This window comes from Limnohabitans sp. 15K (genome assembly GCF_002778285.1).
GTDB lineage: Bacteria > Pseudomonadota > Gammaproteobacteria > Burkholderiales > Burkholderiaceae_C > Limnohabitans_A.
Genome location: NZ_NESM01000003.1, coordinates 189,751 through 212,454, shown reverse-complemented (window position 1 = coordinate 212,454; position 22,704 = coordinate 189,751). Strand labels below are relative to the sequence as shown.

Sequence of the window (22,704 nt, the reverse complement as noted above, 5' to 3'; positions counted from 1 at the left end):
TCAGGCGGCAACGGGCTGGGCAGCTTTGGCCGCCTTGCGTGCGTTGATCTCGCCCAGGGCGCGTTTGTATTCGTTCGGGAACACCTTCACGAACTTGGCGCGGGCCGTGGCCCAGTTGTCCAGCAACTCGCGTGCACGCTGGCTGCCGGTCCACTTGTGGTGGTCTTCCAGCAGTTTCTTCAGCTGTGCTTCGTCCGATTGGTCGCGGTGCCAGATCGTGCGATCGACTTGCGCTTCTTGCTCAGCGGCTGACAACACTTTTTCCATGCTGACCATGGCGGTGTTGCAGCGCGACGCGAACTCGCCATCTTCGTCGTAGACATAAGCGATACCGCCGCTCATGCCCGCACCGAAGTTACGGCCGGTCTTGCCCAGCACAGCCACGGTGCCGCCGGTCATGTATTCACAACCGTGGTCGCCCGTGCCTTCCACCACCGCGGTGGCACCCGACAGGCGCACCGCGAATCGCTCGCCGGCCACACCGGCAAAGAAAGCTTCACCGCTGGTGGCACCGTACATGACGGTGTTGCCCACGATGATGTTTTGCGCTGCCACGCCCCGGAACTCCAGGCTCGGACGCACCACCACACGGCCGCCCGACAAACCTTTGCCGGTGTAGTCGTTGGCTTCGCCGATCAAATACAACGTGATGCCCTTGGCCAGGAATGCACCGAACGATTGACCGCCTGTGCCTTCGAGTTGGATGCGCAGGGTATCGTCCGGCAAACCTTCGGGGTGCACCTTGGTCACAGCCCCAGACAACATGGCACCGACCGAGCGGTTCACGTTGCGGGCCACTTCCATGAACTGTACTTTTTCGCCCTTGTCGATGGCGGCGCGGCTCTTGGCGATCAGCACGTTGTCCAAGGCTTTTTCCAGGCCGTGGTCTTGTGTAGACACATGGCGCACAGCCACGTCAGAAGTGACTTGAGGCACGGCCAGTAGGCGTGAGAAATCCAAGCCCTTGGCTTTCCAGTGCTCCACACCGGGCTTCATGTCGAGCAGGTCAGCGCGGCCCACCAAGTCGTCAAACTTGGCAATGCCCAGCTGGGCCATGATTTGGCGCGCTTCTTCGGCAATGAAGAAGAAGTAGTTCACGACGTGCTCGGGCTTGCCCGAGAACTTTTTGCGCAGCTCAGGGTCTTGCGTGGCCACACCCACTGGGCAGGTGTTCAGGTGGCACTTGCGCATCATGATGCAGCCCTCGACCACCAGCGGTGCGGTGGCAAAGCCGAACTCGTCAGCGCCCAACAAGGCGCCGATGGCGACGTCACGACCTGTTTTCATTTGGCCGTCGGCCTGCACACGGATGCGACCGCGCAGGCCGTTGAGCACCAAGGTCTGCTGGGTTTCGGCCAAGCCGATTTCCCAAGGCGATCCGGCATGTTTGACAGAAGACCAGGGCGACGCGCCTGTGCCGCCGTCGTGACCGGCGATCACCAGGTGATCGCTCTTGCACTTGGCAACGCCTGCCGCGATGGTGCCCACGCCGATTTCGGACACCAGCTTGACGCTGATGTCGCTGTGTGGTGCCACGTTCTTCAGGTCGTGGATCAGCTGGGCCAAGTCCTCGATGGAGTAGATGTCGTGGTGCGGTGGTGGCGAGATCAGACCCACGCCTGGCACCGAGTGGCGCAACTTGCCGATGTAGTCGGACACTTTGCCGCCTGGCAACTGGCCGCCTTCACCCGGCTTGGCACCCTGGGCCATCTTGATCTGGATCTGGTCGGCGCTGGACAGGTATTCGGCCGTGACACCGAAACGGCCTGAGGCGACTTGTTTGATCTTGGAGCGCAGGCTGTCGCCTGCTTCCAATGGCATATCCACTTCGACGTTTTCAGCGCCGATCACGCTCTTCAAGGAATCACCCTGCTTGATCGGGATGCCTTTGAGTTCGTTGCGGTAACGTGCCGAGTCCTCGCCGCCTTCACCGGTGTTGCTCTTGCCGCCAATGCGGTTCATGGCCACGGCCAAGGTGGCGTGCGCTTCGGTGGAAATCGATCCCAGCGACATCGCGCCGGTGGCGAAACGCTTGACGATTTCGGCCGCAGGCTCGACCTGCTCCAGCGGAATGGCTTTGGACGGGTCGATCTTGAACTCGAACAAACCGCGCAACGTCATGTGGCGCTTGCTTTGGTCGTTGATGATCTGCGCGTATTCCTTGTAGGTGCTGAAATTGTTGGCACGGGTGGAGTGCTGCAACTTGGCAATCGCATCGGGCGTCCACATGTGCTCTTCGCCACGGGCGCGCCAGGCGTATTCGCCACCGGCGTCCAGCATGCTGGCCAACAACGGGTCATCACCGAAGGCTGCGGTGTGCATGCGAATGGCTTCTTCGGCGATCTCGAACACACCGATGCCGCCCACGCGGCTAGCGGTGCCCGTGAAATACTTGTCGATCGTGGCGCTGTTGATGCCGATGGCCTCAAACAGTTGCGCACCGCAATACGACATGTAGGTGCTCACGCCCATCTTGGACATGATCTTGGACAGGCCCTTGCCAATCGCCTTGACGTAGTTGTAGATGGCTTTTTCTGCGGACAGGTCTGCAGACAAATCCTTGTGCAGCGCGGCCAGGGTTTCCATGGCCAGGTAGGGGTGAACGGCCTCGGCACCGTAACCCGCCAACACCGCAAAGTGGTGCACTTCGCGGGCAGTGCCGGTTTCGACCACCAAGCCAGCCGTGGTGCGCAGACCTTCGGTGACCAGATGTTGGTGAATGGCCGACAGCGCCAGCAAAGCGGGCACAGCGACTTGGGTCGCGTTCACGCCACGGTCGCTGATGATCAGGATGTTGTGGCCGCCCTTGATGGCGTCCACGGCTTCAGCGCACAAAGATGCGAGTTTGGCTTCCACGCCTTCGTCACCCCAGACCACGGGGTAGGTGATGTCTAACGTGGCGCTCTTGAACTTGCCTTTGGTGGCTTGGTCGATGTTGCGCAACTTGGCCATGTCGGCGAAGTCCAGGATCGGCTGGCTGACTTCCAGGCGCATCGGCGGGTTGACCTGGTTGATGTCCAGCAGGTTCGGCTTGGGGCCGATGAAGGACACCAGCGACATCACGATCGCTTCGCGGATCGGGTCAATCGGCGGGTTGGTCACCTGCGCGAACAACTGCTTGAAGTAGTTGTAAAGCGGCTTGTTTTTATCCGACAACACAGCCAATGGGCTGTCGTTGCCCATGGAACCCAAGGCCTCTTCGCCCGCTTGTGCCATGGGGGCCAACAAGAACTTGATGTCTTCCTGGGTGGTGCCGAAGGCTTGTTGCAAGTCGAGCAAGGCGACTTCAGAGGCGGGGGCCACGGGGGCGGCGGCCACGTCGTCGAGCTTGATGCGCAGGTTTTCAATCCATTGCTTGTAGGGCTTGGCGCTGGCCAGACCGGCTTTCAACTCTTCATCGTTGATCATGCGGCCTTGTTCCAGATCGATCAGGAACATCTTGCCGGGCTGCAGACGCCACTTGCGCACGATTTTGCTTTCGGGGATCGGCAACACGCCGGTTTCCGAGCCCATGATGACCATGTCGTCGTCGGTGATGATGTAGCGCGAGGGGCGCAGGCCATTGCGGTCCAGTGTGGCGCCGATTTGGCGACCGTCGGTGAACACGATCGAGGCGGGGCCATCCCATGGCTCCAGCATCGCAGCGTGGTATTCATAGAAAGCCTTGCGGCGCTCGTCCATGGTGTTGTGGTTTTCCCAAGGCTCGGGAATCATCATCATCACGGCCTGGCTGATGGGGTAGCCCGCCATCGTCAGCAGTTCGAGGCAGTTGTCAAACGTGGCGGTGTCGGACTGACCGGCGAAGCTGATGGGGTAAAGCTTTTGCAGGTCGGCGGCCAACACGGGCGACGACATCACACCTTCACGGGCTTTCATCCAGTTGTAGTTGCCCTTGACGGTGTTGATCTCGCCGTTGTGCGCCACATAGCGGTACGGGTGAGCCAATGGCCACTCGGGGAAGGTGTTGGTGGAGAAACGCTGGTGCACCAGGCCCAAGGCTGACACACAGCGCTCGTCTTGCAAGTCCAGGTAATAAGTGCCGACTTGGTCCGCCAACAGCAAGCCCTTGTAGACCGCTGTGCGGCTGGACATGCTGGGAATGTAGTACTCGTTGCTGTGCGTCAGGTTCAGGGCCTGAATGGCGGCGCTGGCGGTCTTGCGGATCACGTACAGCTTGCGCTCCAGCGCGTCTTGCACGATCACATCGGCGCCACGGCCAATGAAGATCTGGCGCATGATCGGCTCTTTTTCGCGCACGCGGGGCGACATGGGCATGTCGCGGTTGACCGGCACATCGCGCCAGCCCAACACCACTTGGCCTTCGGCTTTGACAGCGCGTTCCAATTCTTGTTCACACGCCATGCGCGAAGCGTGTTCTTTGGGCAAAAACACCATGCCCATGCCGTACTCACCAAAGGGTGGCAAGGCCACACCTTGTTTGGCCATCTCTTCGCGGTACAGCGCGTCAGGCAGCTGGATCAGGATACCGGCACCGTCGCCCATGAGCGCGTCTGCGCCCACGGCACCCCGGTGATCCAGGTTTTCAAGGATCTTGAGCGCCTGCGTCACGATGGCGTGGGTCTTGTTCCCTTTGATGTGGGCCACAAAGCCCACTCCGCATGCATCGTGTTCATTGGCCGGGTCATACAAACCGGTCGATTGGAAATGTTCTTTTTCGGTGGCCGAAGTCATGGGGCACTCCTAAGGGTTTTTACGCAGATCGAAGAGTGTAGTGCACTGCAGCATCCATGCCAATCTTTTTAATTGGGGTCAGATCCCAATTAATTTTCCTTTCGGCTTGGCTTTGAATTAATTGGGGACAGATTCAATCGACCGTCTTTTTGGCAGGCCGCCCCGCTTTGCCTGGCGCCAGCCGCCGCGTTGTGGACTGCTGCAACTCACCCACAAAATCGGCCGAGCCCAGCGCCCAGCCCGACAGAGCGCTTTGGGTCAGTTGCTGTTTCTCAGACTGCGCTAAACCGGTCTGAACGAGCTCGGCATAAGCAGCCTCGCGCGCAAAAGGCGTGTTGCCCAAGCCCCAAAACAGGGCATGAGGTGTCACCAACTTGTCGCTCACCTGCCCAATACAGTGCCTGTGGCTGGACCACTTGAAGTCGGCCGCTTGCGCCACCATGCACGCACGCACCGGGTTGAGGTCAATGTAGACCATGCACGCCAAAAGATAGCGCTCACTCTCAATCAGGTTGCTGCGGTAGCGGCCTTCCCACAAAGTGCCGGTGCGCTGGTGGCGCAGATTGAAGTAACGGACATAAGCACGGCCCACAGCCTGCATCATCTGCGGCAGCCCCTCGTCGGTCTCGGGCGTCAGCAACAAATGAAAGTGGTTGTCCATGATCACGTAGGCATGGATGGCCACCTTGAATGTTTGTGCATGTTCTTGCCACAGCGCCAGCAAGCGTTCCCGGTCCGCATCGTCGCGCACGATGGCCTGGCGGTCATTGCCACGCTGGATGACATGGTGGGGATAGCCTGCAACGGTGAGGCGGGGTTGGCGGGCCATGGGGGATCTCCCGAAATGAGATCGCCAGTTTAATTGGGATCTGACCCCAATTAATTAATTGAACCGATGGGTCAATGTCACCCTCATTGAACGTGGCTCTGTGGGATGAAAATGCCGGTCAAAGACGGGGCCTGCCTCACTCGCCAACTGTGAGCTGTAGGCATATTCAATGTCGTTGGCTTTTTTGTTCTGCAAATTGTAAATATCGACGGCCAGTTTGGTGTGGTTATTGATCTTGTAGCCGACTCTTAAATTGGCCAAAGATGAAGCGTCTGATTTGATGCTGCCATCTTCGGTCAGTGGCCGAGGACCAAAGTACCTCAAGCGAACGGAACCAAACCAGGGGCCTAGGTTGTTGAAGGTCAATCCAATGTTGGCCGTTGAATTCACGGCACCGGGTATGAAGGTCTGTTTGTTGTCTTCATGAACAAAGCGTGAATGCGCCCAAGCCAAATCCAAATCCAAACTCAAGTTGCTGTTGATCGCATAAAAGTTGTTCCATTCAATGCCGTATCGTTTTGAGGGTGAACTGGGCTCAGTGGTTCCTGCATCGCCAATGAACAACAATTCAGATGCCATTTTCAGTTTCCAAATCGCAAGGTTTGATTGCCATCCTTGGAGGATTTCTGTGCGAAGGCCTAATTCCGAGCCAATGGCTTTGACCAACGGGTCAACCTTGGATACAGGCGTCGTTCTGTCGACAGGATCCACCGTGATGGTGGTGCCCCTCGCATCATTGGAGTGAAACCCAGCGCCGTAGTTGGCATAAAACTCTGTCTTGCCCACGGGTCCATAAATGAGGCTCACTTTGGGCGACACCTTTTGATCGGAAGACTTGCCCGAGTTGGCGGCCACATTGGATTGCACATGGAATTGATAGGCATCAGCTCTTGCACCGACGATCGAGCGGAAACTGGGCGTCCAACGTGTCTCGTTTTGTGCCCAAAAAGAAATACTGCTTTGACGGACCTGGTCTTCGCGCACGGTTTCATGGATTCTGCGTTGTGTGGTCAGGTACAAACCAACTGGGCTGATGTGGTCAGCGCGCCCGTCTAGGCCGAATGAAAATGCTGTTTCGTAGCTGGTGTTGAATACATCCAGCTGGCTGAATCTGGCTTGCGAGAGTCCAAAACCAAATGCTTGGCGCTTTTCTGCTTGTTTGAACTGATCGCCCATGGCGCAGCTGCCATGGGTGGCCATGCTGCCCATGCAATATTCAAAGTTAGACCAAAGATCAAGCGCAGAGTCGAGTGCCCAGAAATTCGCTTTGGATTGACGGTCCTTGCCCGTCTGCGCCCATTGGCTGGACAAGCTGTAACGATGGGTTTCACCGCCTGTGGTCGGATCGGTAGATCCAAATCGATCCATGAGACCTTGGTTCACGGCACGCAGCGGAATTTGGTCGGTTGAAACCCAACTGCTTTTGTAAAACATGCCCGTCACGGAATAACCATTGAGGCGCGTCCCCTCTGTGTAGCTCAAAACACCATTTAACTTTTGATAGTTCTCGGGGACGACCCAAGGGCCGTCATTTTTAAAAACTTCCAGGCCATACAACCACTGACCTTCTGATCGTTTTGGAGAGCCTGCCAGCAGCCATCTTTTGTAGCCATTGGCCCCGACAGTGACTTCTGCCAAATGTCCGTCCATCTTTTTGAGGTATTCCACTCTGGCAGAGCCTGCAGCCGAAAAGTCGCCATCCATGGCTGAATAAGTGCCCTTCCTGTAGGAGATCTGGTCCACCAACTCAGGAATTAAAAAGTTCAAGTCGGTGTAGCCCTGACCATGTGCATGTGTGGGCATATTGGCAGGAACACCATTCACGAAGGTGGAAAAATCAGTGCCGTGGTCCAAGTTAAAGCCACGCAAAAAATATTGATTGGCTTTACCGTCCCCTGCGTGTTGGGTCACGATGAGTCCAGGCACCATTTCCATGATTTCACCGGGACGCAAGATGGGCAGTGCCGCGATACGAAGACCCGAAACGACACCTTCGCTACCCGTGCTGGCAATCCCCGTTAAGTTCTCTGTCTTGGCCCTGATTTCAATGGTGCCAACAGGGTCTGCTGGCTGTGCAAACGATGGCATGAGATGAAGAACGCCTACAAACACCGTTAAATCTTTGACATTCATCACTTCATCTTTGTTATTACGATTTTTAAAAAGATCATACCATTGACATTTGGGTTTCTTTTTTGAACCGAGCTGGTGGCGTCGTCGAGATCCAATTCCGACAAAAGCCAAGGTGACATGGCTTGAAGGCGGTTTTGTTTATGCTGACCGAATGGACAAAACAAGCATTCGCATCGGTGCCGGAGCGGGTTATTCGGGTGACCGCATTGCGCCCGCTGTCGAGCTGGCCGAAAAAGGCCAGCTGGACTATCTGGTCTTCGAATGCCTGGCCGAGCGCACGATTGCACTGGCGCAACTGGAGCGCAGCCAAGACCCCAATGCTGGCTTTGACCCTCTCCTCCAAGCCAGGATGCGGGCAGTGTTGCCCGCATGCATCCAACATGGCGTGCGCATCGTCAGCAACATGGGCGCGGCCAACCCCCTGCAGGCCGGGCATGCGGTGCTGGCCGTGGCCCGCGAATTGGGACTGCCTCAAGTCAAAGTGGCCGTGGTGATGGGCGACGACGTGCTGGCCACCCTCACCCAAACCGGCTTGTCTTTGCCCGTGCTGGAGTCCACGACAACGCTTGAAGACCTGCAAGCCCAACTGATTTCTGCCAACGCCTACTTGGGCGCAGAAGCCTTGCTGCCCGCCCTGCAAAGTGATGCGCAAGTCATCATCACCGGCCGCGTGGCCGACCCAGCGCTGTTTTTGGCGCCCTTGATGCACCACTTTGGCTGGGCCGCTGACGACTGGACACGCTTGGGCAAAGGGGTGTTGGTCGGCCATTTGCTGGAATGCTCGGCACAAATCACGGGCGGCTACTTTGCCGATCCGGGTTACAAGGACGTGCCCAACATGGCCAGGCTGGGCTTTCCGCTGGCCGAGGTCAGCGCGTCGGGTGACGCCGTCATCACCAAAGTCGCGAGCTCGGGCGGCTGTGTCACGGTGGCCACTTGCACCGAACAGCTGCTTTACGAAATCGAAAACCCCGCACGCTATCTGCAGCCCGATGTGGTGGCCGATTTTTCTCAGGTTCAGCTGACGCAGCTGGGACCCGATCGCGTTCAGGTCTGCGGGGGCGGGGGCCACCCGCGCACCGACACACTCAAAGTCACGGTGGGTTACCGTGACGGTTTCATTGGTGAAGGCCAGATGAGCTATGCCGGACCGGGTGCACAAGCGCGGGGCCAACTGGCGCTGGACCTGGTGCGCCAACGCCTGGCCGATGCCGGATATGGCGAGTTTGAAGGCCGTTACGACCTGATCGGCCTGAACGCGATCTTTGGGCCGTCTACCCAATCAGGGCCGGAACCCGCCGAGGTGCGTGCCCGTGTGGCTCTGCGCGTGCCCACATTGCAACAAGCCCAGCATGTGGCGCACGAGATGGAAGCCTTGTACCTCAATGGCCCGGCCGGTGGCGGTGGTGCTACCCGCTCTGTGCGCGAAGTCATTGCCGCCGCGGCGGTGCTCATGCAGCGCAGCACCGTGCACACCAGCACCACGCTGCTCAATTCGGAAGGTTCCTGACATGCTGCTGCGCGACATCGCCCACACCCGCACCGGCGACAAAGGCAACCGGTCCACCTTGTCGGTGATTGCCTACGACAAAAAAGACTTTGCACTGCTGGAACAACACCTGAGCTGCGAACGTGTACAAGCGCACTTTGCAGGCACGGTGCTCGGCCCAGTCGAACGCTACGCCCTGCCCCAACTGGGCGCCCTCAACTTTGTCATGCACAACGCCCTGGGCGGCGGCGTGACCCGCTCGTTGGCCCTGGATGCCCACGGAAAATGTCTGAGTGCCAAACTGCTCAGTCTTGTGATTGAATCAGCCCCAAGATCTGAATCAGATCCAACCTCTTCATCAGGAAATCAACATGCTTAAAAAGACCCTCGCCACCTGCTTGACCGCTGCTTTGAGCCTGGTCGCCGCTAATGCGCACGCACAAAGCTACCCCAACAAACCAATCAAGGCCATCGTGCCCTTTGCCGCGGGCAGCGCCACCGACCAGATCGGCAGGGCCTTTGCACAAAAAATGTCTGAGATCCTGGGCCAGCCCGTGGTGGTAGACAACAAGGCCGGGGTGAACGGCATGCTGGGCGCTGACGCAGTGGCCAAATCAGCCCCGGACGGCTACACGCTCTTGATCGGCACCAACAGCACAAATGCAGCGCTCAAAAGCCTGATGAAAAAGCTGCCTTATGACCAAGACACCGCCTTTGCACCTGTGGCCTACATGGGCTCGGTGCCCTTGATCGTGGCCGTCAACAACGACGTGCCTGCCAAGAACCTGAAAGAACTGGTGGACCTGGCCAAAGCCAAACCCACACAAGTCACCTTTGCCAGCGCCAGCACCTCGCAGCTGGTGTCGACCGAAGTGCTCTCCAGCATGGCCGGCATCCAGATGACCAACGTGCCTTACAAGAGCGGCCCCGCCGCCATGACCGACCTGATTGGTGGCCAGGTGAACCTGTTCACGGCCGACTTTGCAGTCATGCTGCCCCAGGTCAAGGCAGGCAAGATCCGTGGCCTGGCCGTCACCTCGACCCAGCGCTCCAAAGCCATCCCCGAGCTGCCCACCGTGAACGAAGCCTTGGGCCTGAAAGACTATGAACTGATCGCCTACTTTGCGGTCTTTGCGCCTGCTGGCACACCCGCCGACATCGTCAACAAGCTCAACGCCGCCGTGAACGCTGCGGCCGCCGACAAAACCATCTTGGAGCGTTTCTCGGCCTTGGGCTTTGAAACCGCCCCAGCATCCCCTGAGGCACTGGCGCAACGCTCTAAAGCCGAAACCGCCAAATGGGCCAAGGCCATTCGCGACGCGAAGATTGAGCCGCAATAAAGCGTTTGGTGTCTGCTGAGCGCCCGATCAGACCGCTTCTGATTTGGCGACCAGCGGATAGCGCGCGCCCATGAGCGCCTCCACCCCGAACTCCTGCAGCAGCGCCAGCAAGCGCTCGCCGGAGGCGCGTTTTTTCTGGCCGGCGTATTTGGCCAAAATCAGCTCGTTTTTCATGCTGTGTTCCCAGCCCACCAGCTCGGTCACCGTGACCTGGTAGCCCTGTGACTCCAGATACAGGCAGCGCAACACGTTGGTCAGTTGGCTGCCCACTTCGCGGGTGTGCAGGGGGTGACGCCACAACTCTGCCAAAGGCGTGCGCTGCAAATTGAGCGCCTTGTTCTGGTTGAGCGCCCGGGCCAATTCGGCCTGGCAGCAGGGCACCAGCACCATGTAGCGGGCTTTCTTTTGCAGGCCAAAGGCGATGGCGTCGTCGGTGGCGGTGTCGCAAGCATGCAAAGCAGTCACCACGTCGATTTGCGCGGGCAATTCGTCGCTTTGTGTCGATTCGGCCACGCTCACGTTCAGAAAACGCATGCGCTCGAAACCCAGTTTCTGGGCCAAGGCTTTGGACGATTCCACCAGCTCGCTGCGCGTCTCGATGCCATAGATCGTGCCCTGACCCAGCGCCTTGAAAAACAGGTCGTAAATGATAAAGCCCAGATACGACTTGCCTGCACCGTGGTCGGCCAGCGTGGGGCCGCTGTCGCTGGCGGGCAACTCTTTGAGCAGCTTTTCGATGAACTGGAACAGGTGATACACCTGCTTGAGCTTGCGGCGCGTGTCTTGGTTGAGCTTGCCTTCGCGGGTCAGGATGTGGAGTTGTTTGAGCAGCTCGATCGACTGGCCGGGGCGCACCTCAGACGGCAAGGCTTGGCTGTCGACGGTGGGTGTTTTTTTCTTCATGGTTTTTGTGTGGGAGCCGCGCCCTCGCGGCGATCAGGCTGGGTCTATCGCGACGGGGGCGTCGCTCCTACAGCTTCAAGGGCTTGGACCTACATCCAGCTTTTTCCAGCCCTCACCCCCCAGCTTGTCCAAGGTCTCGATGTTGGTTTCGTAAATCATCTCAGCCTCGGGAAAAGCCTCGACCGCGCGGTCAATGCTTTCCTCACGCAGCAGGTGCAGCGTGGGGTAAGGCGAGCGGTTGGTGAAATTGCCGATGTCGTCCGGCTCGGTGTCGGCAAACTGAAACTGTGGGTGAAAACTCGCCACCTGAAACACGCCTTCCAGATCCAGCTCTTGCAACACGGCATCGGCTTCGTCCAGAAAATCGTTGAACTCCAGAAAGTCCTGCAGCATTTGCGGCACGATCAGCAGCACGGTCTCGCGCTCTTGCTCAGGCATGGCGGCCAGCGCCTGCAATTGTTCAATCAACTCGTCACGCAAGCCTTCGAGGCCCTTGGCCTCGCTGACTGCGTAATGGATCTGGCCCTTGACGTGCGGGGCTTTCGCAAAGGGGCAGAGGTTCAGGCCAATCACGGCGCGTTCGAGCCAGCGCACGGTGTCGGCAATTTCGGGGGTGTTCATGTCGGTCATGGGCGAGATTGTGCCTGCGTGAGCAAGCGTCCAGCCATCCAAGCCAGCACCGCCCCCACCGCACAACACCCCACCGTGACCAGCGGCGTGAGCTGCCAACCGCCTGCCCGCGCCGCCACAGCGGCCACCACGGGGGGCCCGACAAACTGCCCCAGCGCAGACAACTGCTGCACCCAACCCACGGTGGTGGCCACTTGTTGCTCGCCGGGGGCCAAGCGCACCGCCAGGCTGAACAGCGTGCCCGGCACCAGACCGCCCATGCCAGAGAACAACAGCACCCCGGCAAAGCGCAACCAAGGCGAGCTTTCGGTCAAGGGCGCAAAGGCCACGGTACTGCCCAGCGCCATGGCACCAAAGCCCAGCCACAGGGTGCTGCGCGGTGCCCAGCCGCGCTGCAGCAAGCGGCCCGAGGCCATATTGCCCACAATGTTGGCGGCCGCGGCCAAGGCCGTGAGTACGCCCAACAGCGCACCGTTGACGCCCGCGGCGGCGTAAATGGACGGCAAGAAACCCACCACAGCCAGCCACTGGCCCGAATACATGCCGAAGGTAAGTGCCACGAGCCACGGGCCAGGTGCGCTCAGGGTGCGTCGCAGTCGCGCCCAGGCCCCCTGCCCTGCGACGGCAGAGTGGACCATCGGGTCGGCAGGCACGCTGCGCCAAAGCCACGCGGCCATGCCCAGGGATACAAAGGCAAACAACCCCCACCAAACGCCCCAGCCCCAGGCCGGAATGAACAGCGGCCCCGCCAGCAGCGCCAGGGCCGTGCCAGTGGGCATGTAAGCGCCCCACACGCCCAACATGCCGGGCAGTTGGGCCGCAGGCACCAAGCGGCGTATCAAAGCAGGCGCGGGCAGGGCCACCAGCAAAAACCCCAAACCCTCAACGGCACGCAGCACCAGCAAAGCACTGACCGAGCTGGCAAATGCCCCCAAGCCACTGGCCAGTGCCAACAAACAAAGGCCCCGCACCATGCTGCGCTTGAGGCCCATGCCATCGGCCCACAAGCCCATGAACACCGCCAGGCTCATGCCTGCGAGTTGCACCATAGACAAAAGGAAACCCGACTGCACCAGTGTCAGGCCCATCTCGGCCTGCAGGGCGGGCAAAGCGGGTGGCAGCTTGCCCACCTGCAGGGCAGCCACCCCGCCAGCGAGGACAACGAGCCAGGCAGTGCGGTGGGCGAACAACAGGCTCAAAGCAGCTTGCGCCCGGTCAGGCGTTCGTGTTCGCGCAGGGCAAAGCGGTCGGTCATGCCCGCGATGTAGTCGGCCACCGAGCGGTGCAGGTCGGCGCTGGCCGCGTAATCAGCGGGCATCTCAGAAGGTTGAGCGGCGTAAGCGGCGAACAACTCGTTGACCGCTTGCTGCGCTTGCCCCGTGGTGTGCATGACTTGTGGGTGGCGGTAAAGCTGGGCGAACAAAAACTTTTTGAGTTCACTGCTCCTCGACTTCATCTCGGCACTGAAAGCCACCAAGGGCCCGGCCAACCTGGCCTCATCCAAGCTGTGAACACCGGCACTGGCCACGGCATGGCGGGTGGTGGCAATCACGTCGTACACCTGATCACTCAGCATGCGGCGGATGGTTTCGTACAGCAGGCGACGCGGTTTTTGCGCCAGCGCCGGGTGCTCGTCCAGCGATTGTTGGTGATAGTGCGCAAACAGCTCGACTTGCAGCAGCTGCTCCATGCTGATCAGCCCCGAGCGCACACCGTCGTCGATGTCGTGGGCGTTGTAGGCAATCGCATCGGCCAAGTTGCACAGCTGCGCTTCCAAGCTGGGCTGGGTGCGGTCGATGAAGCGCCGCCCCACCCCTTCCGGCTCGGTCAACTCCAGGTGCTCGGCATTAGCACGCGAACAGTGCTTGAGCACACCCTCGCGGGTTTCAAAACTCAAGTTGAGACCGTCAAACGCGGGGTAACGCTCTTCCAGCTTGTCGACCACACGCAGGCTTTGCAGGTTGTGCTCAAAGCCGCCGTACTCAGCCATGCACTCGTTCAGTGCGTCTTGCCCGGCATGACCGAAGGGTGTGTGGCCCAAGTCGTGCGCGAGCGCCACAGCTTCGACCAGGTCTTCGTTCAGGCCCAACGCCCGGGCAATGGAACGCCCCAACTGCGCGACTTCGAGTGAATGGGTCAGGCGCGTGCGGAACAAATCACCCTCGTGGTTCAAGAACACCTGGGTTTTGTAAACCAGCCTCCGGAACGCGGTGGAATGCACAATGCGGTCCCGGTCGCGCTGGAAAGCGTTGCGTGTCGGCGCTGGGGCTTCAGCAAACCGTCGGCCCCGGCTGTGCGCCGGGTCGCAGGCCAGCGCCGACAAGCTGGTCTGCGCCTGGCTTGAAAGCACCGACATATCCAGTGACTCGGCGAACATGGCCTTTAAGCGCAACAGGCGTTGATCACCTCGCGCACCATGGCGTCGGGCGCAGCGCAAACGGTGGCTTTGCCAGGGCCGTCGATCACCACAAATTGGATGTCGCCGCCAATGGCTTTTTTGTCCAGGCGCATGTGTTCGATGTAATGGCCCGCGTTGTCGGCAGCGTCAATGACCGGGCCGCGCACCGGCAATCCAGCGCGTTTGATCAAGCCCCGCAAACGCGCCACAAAGGCGGCATCGACTTGGCCCAGACGGTGCGAGAGTTCGGCGGCCATGACCATGCCGCAGCCCACAGCCTCGCCGTGCAGCCAGACGCCAAAGCCCAGACCGGCCTCGATGGCGTGGCCAAAGGTGTGTCCAAAATTGAGGATGGCCCGCAGGCCCGCTTCGCGCTCGTCTTGCCCGACCACCCAGGCCTTGATCTCGCAGCTGCGCTTGACGGCATGCGCCAGGGCAGCCGGGTCTTGCGCCATCAGCGCACCAATATTGGCCTCGATCCAGTCCAGAAAAGCCATGTCGGCGATCGGGCCGTATTTGATGACTTCGGCCAAGCCCGCGCTCAGCTCTCTCGGGGGCAAGGTTTGCAAGGTGTTCAGGTCGCAGACCACCCGCACGGGCTGGTAGAACGCGCCGATCATGTTTTTGCCCAGCGGGTGGTTGATGGCGGTTTTGCCGCCCACCGACGAGTCGACCTGCGACAGCAGTGTGGTCGGCACCTGCACAAAGGGCACGCCGCGCATGTAGCTGGCGGCGGCAAAGCCGGTCATGTCACCCACCACCCCGCCGCCCAGCGCAAACAACACGGTCTTGCGGTCGCAGCCTTTGGACAGCAGCGCGTCAAAAATCAGGTTCAGCGTCTGCCAGTCTTTGTGGGCCTCGCCATCGGGCAACACCACGGTGTGGACGTGCTTGTAATGTGGGGCGATGGCGCTGCGCAAAGCGGCTTCATAGAGTGGCGCAATGGTGTCGTTGGTCACGATCATGGCGGTCTGCGCTTTGGGCAGGCCAGCCCAAGTGTCGGATCGGCTCAAAAGGCCCTGGCCGATGTGGATGTCGTAACTGCGGTCGTCCAGCGAAATGGCAACCGTTTGGATGGGGGCAGTTTGGAGGGGGGGTAGGAGCTCTGACATAGCCCCTAAGTGTAGGCGCTCAAGACTGAGGATGGGCCGGCTTTGACCTGCGCATCGGATCCGGCAGATGCCCTGCCAGTTCCAATTGCATGGTGATCATGTTGACCAGCGTGGCCACAGAGGGGCGGCCAGTTTCAATCACAAAATGGGCCGTTTCGCGGTACAGCGGATCGCGGGCGTCAAACAGGGCTTTCAAACGTGCCAAAGGATCGTCCACCTGCAGCAGGGGCCGCGCCTTGTCGTGGCGAACACGGCGAAAGACGTCATCGGGCGTAGACCGCAGGTAGACCACTTGGCCCCGCTCATGCAAATGGCGGCGATTGGCCTCGCGCAAAACGGCACCACCGCCCGTGGCAATCACGCCCTGATGGGTACGCGTCAGGTCATCCAGCACTTGTTGCTCGACATCACGGAAGTTGTCTTCGCCTTCGCGCGCAAAAAACTCCCGGATCGAGCAGCCCAACTGGTGCTCGATCACATGGTCAGAGTCCACAAAAGGCACATCCAACCGGCGTGCCAACTGTCTGCCGATGGTGGTTTTGCCCGAGCCTGGAAGGCCCACGAAGATGATGCTCAAGAAGTTCTCACACTGAAAATGGCGTCTGGACACGCCATCAAAACGGCCTGTACCTTGAATCCAATGAGTGTATTCGACCCGCTGGATTCACTGGGGCGGCAAGTTGGAAGGGCCGTCGGCCACCACGCGGGGCGTCAAAAAGATCAGCAATTCACTTTTGCGCTGAGTCTGGTCGCGTTTTTTAAACAGCCAACCCAAGCCAGGCATCTCTCCCAAACCAGGCACTTTGGCTTCGTCGTTTCGACTGGTTTCCTCGTAAATGCCACCCAACACCACCGTGCCACCGTCCTCAATGCGCACTTGGGTTTTCACATGCTTGGTGTTGATGGCGTACCCGGCTGGCGTGATTTGCCCCACGCTGTCGCGGTTCACATCCACATCCAAGACCACCGAACCATCGGGTGTGATTTGGGGCGTCACTTCCAGCTTCAAATTGGCTTTGCGAAACTGGACGGAAAAAGCGCCATTGCCCAGGGACACCTGGTAAGGCAACTCGGTGCCCTGCTCGATCAGCGCTTTGGTCTGGTCGGCTGTCACCACCCGGGGCCGCGACACCACCTTGCCCAGCCCAGCGGCCTCCAATGCCGAGATCTCCACATTGATGAAGCGGTCGGCAGCCGCGTTAAACAGGGAAACCGCAAATGTGGCGGGGGTGCTCAGCGTTTGCCCTGCTGTGCCCGAAGGCAAATTCACCTGGTTGCCCGCCACTGTGCCTGCTGCCGCAGCTTGGTTGCTGGCGCCCACCGCCAAAGTGTTGGAGCGGCCCTGCACTTTCAAGGGAATGGCCATCCCAGTGCCCAAACGCACCCCGAGGGACTGGCCAAACTGGTCGTCGGCCTCCACGATGCGCGCCTCAATCAGGATTTGCCGAACAGGCACATCCAGTTGCGACAGCATTTTTTGCAAGTCCTGCAAACGCGCAGGCAAGTCCGAGATAAACAGTTGGTTGGTTCGCGGTTCGGCCAAGACGCTGCCGCGCGCACTCAACCAGCGTCCCCCGCTGTTACCCGTTGCACCGCCTTGTAAGCGCTGGGCCACTTCGGTCGCGCGGGCGTATTGCAAACGCACCGACAGCATTTGCATGGGGCTGACGGCCTCCAACGCGGCTTGGGCGTCGAGTTGTTTTTTCTCGCGCAAAGCCCATTCACCCTGCGTGGCCACCCACAAAACGCGTCCTTCCTGACGAGAAACCAAACCCTTCGATTGCAGCACGATGTCCAGTGCTTGTTGCCAAGGCACCTCGTTCAAACGCACACTGACCGAACCGGTCACGCTGTCGGTCAGCACCAGGTTCAGCCCCGAAAAATTGGCAAACACCTGCAGCAATGCTTTGATGTCGATGTTCTGAAAGTTCAGACTGATCGGCTTGTCATTGACCGTCAAAGGCGGGGTGTCGGGCCGCTGGGCCAAGGCCGGCTCAACTGGCAAGGCTTGCCCGGTGGTTTGCGCCAAAGCCAAGCCGGTGCCGCTGATGGCCGCCAGCCACAAGCAGATCTTTGCGCCCGATGGGGTGAAATGGGTCATGGGGGTTGCCTTGTGGTGGTGTTGACCGGTTCGGATGGGGTCGCCGTCGCGCCGACCTGAAGTGCATCGGCCCAAGCAAGTTGAAGCAAAGGGCCCTTTCCGAGACGCAAACCCACACCCGCATCGGTGATGGCCACCACACGGTGGCCCTCCAAGCTGACACGTTGGCCGGGCATCACCCTGACCGCGTGTGGCCCGGCTGACAAGACTGCTTGCCGCTCGCCGCCTTGCGTCCAAAGCCCTGCCAACCGAACGCGAGCGAATGGCCATTGGTGGGGGTCGTCTGGCAAAACCACCAAACTGGCCGCGACAGCCGACGCACCCTCTGCGTTGGTGGCCAGTTTGCCCCCGTCCACCCTGCTTGCTTCTGCTGCGTCTGCTGGGGCTGTTGCAGTGCCATGGCTTAGCGCAAACAAGGCCACATGCGAACGCCCGGACTTTTGAAGACTCGTCCGCACATCGGGCATCCAATGGGCTTGAATAACCTGATCCGTCACGTTGGCCGCGCGCTTTTCGGCAGGGCGCATCCACACCCGCATGACCGCATCAATTTGAACCTCTGCAGGTTTTTCGGTGGCCACGATCTGGATGCGCTCGATGGCACAAACTGGCCCACTTTCGGCGCAAGCTGACCACACACGCACCCAATCATCGAAGCGGCCCAACACCCGCCAGGCGGCAGCATGGCTGACCAAGGCACCATTGCGCACGTCTGAGGTGCTGGGCGGCATGGGTTGCAAGTATTGCAGTCGCAAACCCTGCGCGACCAAAGCTTGCTGCCAAGTGGTCCAGACTTTTTCTGGCGGGGTCCAAGCCGGTAGTGCTCTCAAAAGGCCCTGCGCAGCGGGCATGGCGTTGTCGGGCATGGCCGACCCTTTTGCAGGTTTTTGCGTGGGAGCGCCTGAAGGCATGCCGGCCAATCGCTGCGTCAAGCCTGCCACCGCTTGAACAGCCGAAGCATGCGCCTCGCCCACCTCGGGCCGCGCCAGCCACATGCCGCTCAAACCCAATGCCAAACCCGTCAGCGCAAAGCCCCACCTGCGCAGCCAACGCTCAGCCAAGCGTTGCAGGTGCGGCCAATCCAACGGTCTTGAAGTCAAGACAGACACAAGCTCACTTTGCAAAAAAAGACGTCTCATGGTTTGGCTTTGCCGCTAACAGCCGCAGCGGCCAAAGGCGCACTGTGCAAGACAGGCCAATCGGTTTGCCAGACAAAACTCACTGGCGATGCAGGCCCGGTGGTGACGTTTTTGAGGGTGACTGACTGCCCCCATTGGTCTGACAGGCTTTGCTGGGCAGCCGCCATGACCTCGAAGCGACTGGCCTCTCCGTGCAAGGTCAGTTGGCCAGTTTCTGAACTCAAGCGCGACAAGCGAAAGCCTTGCCCCTCTGCCAATTCTTGCAAGCGCTCATGCACAGCCATCCAGGCCTGCTGGTGCTGTTCGATCTTCTGCAAGTGACCGACTTGCTCTGATTCGATACGCTGCCGGGTTTGTTGCCGCGTTGCGTCCTGGGTCTCTTGCGAACGCGCAAGCCATGCAGACTGCAATTGGCTTTCGACTTGCCGCAACTGCAGTATCTCGGCGGTTTGCCATTGCAGCCCAAGCCAAGCCAACAAGCAGCCAGTAAAAATGCCGGCCAGACTGCTCCAACAACGGTGAAACACCCTGCGTTGCTGCGCCAGGCCGGGATGGTTCAGTAAATTAAAAGGCCGCATCACTGCCAAGCCTTCAACGCCAAACCCGCTGCGACCAAACGTGCGCCACCCGGGGTGTGCATGATCTGCACGAGGGCTGCCTGGATGGTCTCTTCTGACTCCTCAGACGCGGGTGTCCGATCATCCGTGGGTGCTGCCCCGCCGAGCGTATCCAGGCGAAATTGCCAGTCTTGCGGCGCTTGGGTCAACAAACTGACCGAGCCACCCTGCAATGCGCGCACGCCTCGCTGAGCAGCCTGACGTTCCAACTCGACAGCTGCCAAACGCCAACCGGCGGCGCGGGTGCAATTTTTGAAGGCGGTCATCTGCGCTTGTGCACAGCCCACCCAGTGGACCCGCTGCACCAAGCCGTCGGTGGTGTTGGCGGGTTCAAAATCAAAGTTCACCTCGTCCAGCTCTAATTGACAAGCTTGGGCCACCTCCAGCTGCACTTCATAAAGCCAGTTTTCTTCGGGCAGGTCTATCGGAAAATCAAGAAAGCCCTCACGGACGAAGGCATTGGGCAAAGCCATGTTCAGCCTTTGGTGTGATCCACCGCGTGAGCGCCCGTGCTCGCGCAAATGCTGGCTCAAAACACCCAAGTCGGCCATGTTATCGGCCATTTCATCGGCTGTGTCCGATGCCCTAGAGACAAGGCATGTGGTCAGTGTGTGAACCTTCACCAAGGTCGCACTTTGCCTTGTCAAGCCGACCAATACCCAAGCACCCTCGAGGGGTGCCAAGCCCCACGCATGGCGAACCGAAGATCGGACTCGCCGATGCCACCACCGCGCCAATGCGTGCATGTTGAGCCTCCCTGAAAGTGGCCTGATCCGTCCTGACTGGGCAGTTTTGTAACATGAATCCGCTTGATCGGCAATTTTTACAAACCAAATAGCTCTATTTTTTGTTTGACCTGATCAAGGCTGAGGGCCGATATTTTTATAATGAATCAGCAGCCTGCGCCTTGTCGGCTGCCCCAACCACCCACCTATGTCCGCCAACCACAACGCCTCTCCAGAAAAACAAAGCCCCCCAGCGCCAACCAGTGCGGGTGGCCTCCTGACATGGACCGTCAAGTTGGGGGCATGGGCCGCAGGTCTTGCCCTTGCAGGGCTCGCTGCGAGCTTGCTCTTGGTCGGTGTGGCCATGGTCATCGCGTACCCCAACCTGCCCGACATTTCCGATCTGGCCGATTACAAACCCAAATTGCCCTTGCGGGTGTTCACGGCAGACGGCCAGTTGATGGGCGAATTTGGCGAAGAGCGCCGCAACCTCACCCCGATCAAGGACATCCCCAAGGTCATGAAAGACGCGGTTTTGTCCATCGAAGACAACCGCTTTTACCAACATGGCGGGGTGGACTATTTGGGCATTTTGCGAGCGGGCATTGCCAACTTGGGACGCGTGAAAAGCCAAGGTGCATCCACCATCACCATGCAGGTGGCGCGCAATGTGTACCTCTCATCTGAGAAAACCTACACCCGCAAAATTTATGAAATTTTGCTAACCTACAAACTCGAACACATGTTGACCAAGGACCAGATCCTTGAGATCTACATGAACCAGATTTTTCTGGGCAACCGGGCTTATGGTTTTGCTTCTGCCGCAGAAACTTACTTTGGCAAACCGCTCAAAGACATCACTGTCGCCGAAGCGGCCATGCTGGCTGGCCTGCCCAAAGCGCCCTCGGCTTACAACCCCATCAGCAACCCCAAGCGCGCCCGCTCACGACAGCTCTACATCATCGAGCGGATGGAAGACAACCAATACATCACAGCAGCTCAGGCCAAAGCGGCCAAAACAGAACCCTTGAAGCTGCGCTCGGCGGCGGACAAGAAAATGTTGCATGCTGAATACGTGGCCGAGACCGTGCGGCAAATGGTGTTTGCGCAGTATGGCCAAGACACTTACACCCGAGGTTTGAACGTTTACACCACGGTGCAATCGAACGAGCAAATGGCCGCTTACAAAGCGTTGCGCCAAGGCATCATGGATTTTGAGCGCCGCCAAATTTACCGGGGCCCTGAAAAGTTCATCGATCTGCCGGCCGACCCCAAAAAGATGGACGACGCCATCGATGACGCCCTGGAAGAACATCCCGACAATGGCGATGTCTTGTCGGCGGTGGTGCTCGAGGCCTCCCCTCGCAAAGTGGTGGTGGTCCGCCAAAACGGCGAACAAATCGCCATCACGGGCGACGGCCTCAAACCTGCGCAATCAGGCCTGACAGACAAGACGCCTCCGGCCAAACAGGTGCGCAAAGGCGCACTGATCCGCATCACACAAACCTCCAAAGGTGCTTGGGAAATCACCCAATTGCCAGAGGTCGAAGGGGCACTGATCGCCATCACGCCGCAAACGGGGGCGATCCGCGCCCTGGTCGGTGGCTTTGACTTTGCCAAAAACAAGTTCAACCACGTCACACAGGCCTGGCGTCAGCCGGGCTCCAGTTTCAAGCCTTTCATCTATTCAGCGGCGCTGGAAAAAGGCTTCACTCCGGCCACCATGGTCAACGACGCCCCCTTGTTTTTTGACAGCGGCGTCACCGGCGGACAGCCCTGGGAGCCCAAAAACTACGACGGCAAGTTTGATGGCCTCATGAGCCTGAGAACGGGTTTGGCCAAATCGAAAAACATGGTGTCGATTCGTGTCTTGCAAGCCGTGGGCCCCCGTCCGGCCCAAGAGTGGGTCACCCGTTTTGGCTTTGACGAAGACAAACACCCGGCCTTTTTGACCATGGCCTTGGGCGCAGGCTCGGTGACGCCCATGCAAATGGCCACAGGCTATTCGGTTTTTGCCAATGGCGGTCACTTGGTTCAACCCCACTTGATCACCCGCATCAGCGACTACAAGGACCGCGTGCTGGTGGACAGCCCCACGGTGGCGCAGTTGGGTGAAGCGCCGGTCATCCCAGCGCGCAACGCCTTTGTCATGACCAGTTTGCTGCAAGAGGTCACGCGTTCGGGCACGGCAGCACGCGCTCAGAGCACCCTCAAACGGCCGGATATTTACGGCAAAACCGGCACCACCAACGACGCGATGGATGCTTGGTTTGCCGGCTACCAAACCAACTTGGCCGCCGTGGTCTGGATTGGCTACGACACCCCCCGCAAACTGGGCGACCGCGAAACGGGCGGGGGCTTGAGTTTGCCGGTGTGGATCAGCTTCATGGAAACCGCTTTGCGCAGCGTGCCTGTCTCTGAGCCGCCAGTGCCCGAGGGCCTGGTGAACGTGGGCGGCGATTGGATGTACGAGGAATACGCCAAGGGTGGCGGCATCAGCAGCTTGGGCTCTGGCAACGAGAGTTCAGGCAAGAGCACCAATGCCATGCCGCCAGCCGAAGAGCGCAACCGTATTTTGGATCTGTTCAGGAATTGA

General features: G+C 59.5%; 17 protein-coding genes. 4 read left to right on the top strand and 13 right to left on the bottom strand.

The features are described from left to right. From B9Z40_RS12165 to B9Z40_RS12155, 3 genes are all read right to left on the bottom strand, one after another. A complete protein-coding gene (locus B9Z40_RS12165; RefSeq protein WP_100173619.1) occupies positions 1-4,692 on the bottom strand; it encodes a glutamate synthase-related protein in 4,692 nt (1,563 codons plus the stop codon). A gap of 133 nt (positions 4,693-4,825) precedes the next feature. Next, on the bottom strand, positions 4,826-5,521 hold the full coding sequence (locus tag B9Z40_RS12160; RefSeq protein ID WP_100173618.1) for a transposase: 696 nt from the start codon (positions 5,519-5,521) through the stop codon (positions 4,826-4,828). Positions 5,522-5,575: 54 nt separating this feature from the next. Next, on the bottom strand, positions 5,576-7,765 hold the full coding sequence (locus B9Z40_RS12155) for a TonB-dependent receptor (protein WP_199172561.1): 2,190 nt from the start codon (positions 7,763-7,765) through the stop codon (positions 5,576-5,578). Between the two features lie 40 nt (positions 7,766-7,805). Between B9Z40_RS12155 and B9Z40_RS12150 the strand changes: the two genes are divergently transcribed. From B9Z40_RS12150 to B9Z40_RS12140, 3 genes are read left to right on the top strand one after another with little or no spacing between them, the layout of a single operon-like run. Next, positions 7,806-9,164, top strand: coding sequence for an acyclic terpene utilization AtuA family protein (locus tag B9Z40_RS12150; RefSeq protein WP_100173616.1), 1,359 nt, complete (start codon positions 7,806-7,808; stop codon positions 9,162-9,164). Position 9,165: 1 nt separating this feature from the next. Continuing rightward, complete coding sequence (locus B9Z40_RS12145; protein ID WP_100173615.1) at positions 9,166-9,522, top strand: hypothetical protein; 357 nt, start codon at positions 9,166-9,168, stop codon at positions 9,520-9,522. Further along, positions 9,515-10,483, top strand: coding sequence for a tripartite tricarboxylate transporter substrate binding protein (locus tag B9Z40_RS12140; protein WP_100173614.1), 969 nt, complete (start codon positions 9,515-9,517; stop codon positions 10,481-10,483). Before B9Z40_RS12145 ends, B9Z40_RS12140 begins: the two co-directional genes overlap by 8 nt. 27 nt (positions 10,484-10,510) lie before the next feature. On the opposite strand, the gene B9Z40_RS12135 is transcribed toward B9Z40_RS12140, so the two are convergent. The 10 genes from B9Z40_RS12135 to B9Z40_RS12090 form a co-directional block, all read right to left on the bottom strand. Beyond that, entirely contained in the window at positions 10,511-11,386 is an 876-nt protein-coding gene (locus B9Z40_RS12135) for an SAM-dependent methyltransferase (RefSeq protein WP_100173613.1), read from the bottom strand. Positions 11,387-11,461: 75 nt separating this feature from the next. Next, positions 11,462-12,016, bottom strand: a complete 555-nt coding sequence (locus B9Z40_RS12130) for a DUF1415 domain-containing protein (protein WP_100173612.1) — start codon at positions 12,014-12,016, stop codon at positions 11,462-11,464. Next, on the bottom strand, positions 12,013-13,215 hold the full coding sequence (locus tag B9Z40_RS12125; protein ID WP_100173611.1) for a CynX/NimT family MFS transporter: 1,203 nt from the start codon (positions 13,213-13,215) through the stop codon (positions 12,013-12,015). The genes B9Z40_RS12130 and B9Z40_RS12125 overlap by 4 nt, the downstream gene beginning before the upstream one ends. Beyond that, entirely contained in the window at positions 13,212-14,393 is a 1,182-nt protein-coding gene (locus B9Z40_RS12120; protein ID WP_233204906.1) for a deoxyguanosinetriphosphate triphosphohydrolase, read from the bottom strand. The genes B9Z40_RS12125 and B9Z40_RS12120 overlap by 4 nt, the downstream gene beginning before the upstream one ends. Positions 14,394-14,398: 5 nt before the next feature. Beyond that, positions 14,399-15,526 (bottom strand): 3-dehydroquinate synthase, encoded by a 1,128-nt coding sequence (aroB, locus tag B9Z40_RS12115; protein ID WP_100173610.1) that lies wholly within the window; start codon positions 15,524-15,526, stop codon positions 14,399-14,401. Between the two features lie 19 nt (positions 15,527-15,545). Beyond that, on the bottom strand, positions 15,546-16,103 hold the full coding sequence (locus B9Z40_RS12110; RefSeq protein ID WP_100173609.1) for a shikimate kinase: 558 nt from the start codon (positions 16,101-16,103) through the stop codon (positions 15,546-15,548). Between the two features lie 87 nt (positions 16,104-16,190). Continuing rightward, positions 16,191-17,627, bottom strand: a complete 1,437-nt coding sequence (locus B9Z40_RS12105; RefSeq protein ID WP_100173608.1) for a type IV pilus secretin PilQ — start codon at positions 17,625-17,627, stop codon at positions 16,191-16,193. After that, positions 17,624-18,766 carry a hypothetical protein gene (locus B9Z40_RS12100; RefSeq protein ID WP_233204905.1) on the bottom strand — a complete coding sequence of 381 codons (1,143 nt, stop codon included), beginning with the start codon at positions 18,764-18,766 and terminating at the stop codon, positions 17,624-17,626. The genes B9Z40_RS12105 and B9Z40_RS12100 overlap by 4 nt, the downstream gene beginning before the upstream one ends. After that, complete coding sequence (locus B9Z40_RS12095; protein ID WP_100173606.1) at positions 18,763-19,344, bottom strand: hypothetical protein; 582 nt, start codon at positions 19,342-19,344, stop codon at positions 18,763-18,765. The genes B9Z40_RS12100 and B9Z40_RS12095 overlap by 4 nt, the downstream gene beginning before the upstream one ends. Further along, positions 19,344-19,946 (bottom strand): hypothetical protein, encoded by a 603-nt coding sequence (locus B9Z40_RS12090; RefSeq protein ID WP_100173605.1) that lies wholly within the window; start codon positions 19,944-19,946, stop codon positions 19,344-19,346. The genes B9Z40_RS12095 and B9Z40_RS12090 overlap by 1 nt, the downstream gene beginning before the upstream one ends. A 370-nt stretch (positions 19,947-20,316) precedes the next feature. Here B9Z40_RS12090 and B9Z40_RS12085 point away from each other — a divergent pair, with 370 nt between their 5' ends. Beyond that, the gene (locus B9Z40_RS12085) at positions 20,317-22,704 is read left to right on the top strand and encodes a penicillin-binding protein 1A (protein WP_100173604.1); all 2,388 of its coding nucleotides are present in this window, start codon (positions 20,317-20,319) and stop codon (positions 22,702-22,704) included.

Coding starts and splice junctions, on each gene's coding strand:
- B9Z40_RS12165 (WP_100173619.1), bottom strand. CDS start 4,692: ATGACTTCGGCCACCGAAAAAGAACATTTCCAATCGACCGGTTTGTAT.
- B9Z40_RS12160 (WP_100173618.1), bottom strand. CDS start 5,521: ATGGCCCGCCAACCCCGCCTCACCGTTGCAGGCTATCCCCACCATGTC.
- B9Z40_RS12150 (WP_100173616.1), top strand. CDS start 7,806: ATGGACAAAACAAGCATTCGCATCGGTGCCGGAGCGGGTTATTCGGGT.
- B9Z40_RS12145 (WP_100173615.1), top strand. CDS start 9,166: ATGCTGCTGCGCGACATCGCCCACACCCGCACCGGCGACAAAGGCAAC.
- B9Z40_RS12140 (WP_100173614.1), top strand. CDS start 9,515: ATGCTTAAAAAGACCCTCGCCACCTGCTTGACCGCTGCTTTGAGCCTG.
- B9Z40_RS12135 (WP_100173613.1), bottom strand. CDS start 11,386: ATGAAGAAAAAAACACCCACCGTCGACAGCCAAGCCTTGCCGTCTGAG.
- B9Z40_RS12130 (WP_100173612.1), bottom strand. CDS start 12,016: ATGACCGACATGAACACCCCCGAAATTGCCGACACCGTGCGCTGGCTC.
- B9Z40_RS12120 (WP_233204906.1), bottom strand. CDS start 14,393: ATGTTCGCCGAGTCACTGGATATGTCGGTGCTTTCAAGCCAGGCGCAG.
- aroB (WP_100173610.1), bottom strand. CDS start 15,526: ATGTCAGAGCTCCTACCCCCCCTCCAAACTGCCCCCATCCAAACGGTT.
- B9Z40_RS12105 (WP_100173608.1), bottom strand. CDS start 17,627: ATGACCCATTTCACCCCATCGGGCGCAAAGATCTGCTTGTGGCTGGCG.
- B9Z40_RS12100 (WP_233204905.1), bottom strand. CDS start 18,766: ATGAGACGTCTTTTTTTGCAAAGTGAGCTTGTGTCTGTCTTGACTTCA.
- B9Z40_RS12095 (WP_100173606.1), bottom strand. CDS start 19,344: ATGCGGCCTTTTAATTTACTGAACCATCCCGGCCTGGCGCAGCAACGC.
- B9Z40_RS12090 (WP_100173605.1), bottom strand. CDS start 19,946: ATGGCCGATAACATGGCCGACTTGGGTGTTTTGAGCCAGCATTTGCGC.
- B9Z40_RS12085 (WP_100173604.1), top strand. CDS start 20,317: ATGTCCGCCAACCACAACGCCTCTCCAGAAAAACAAAGCCCCCCAGCG.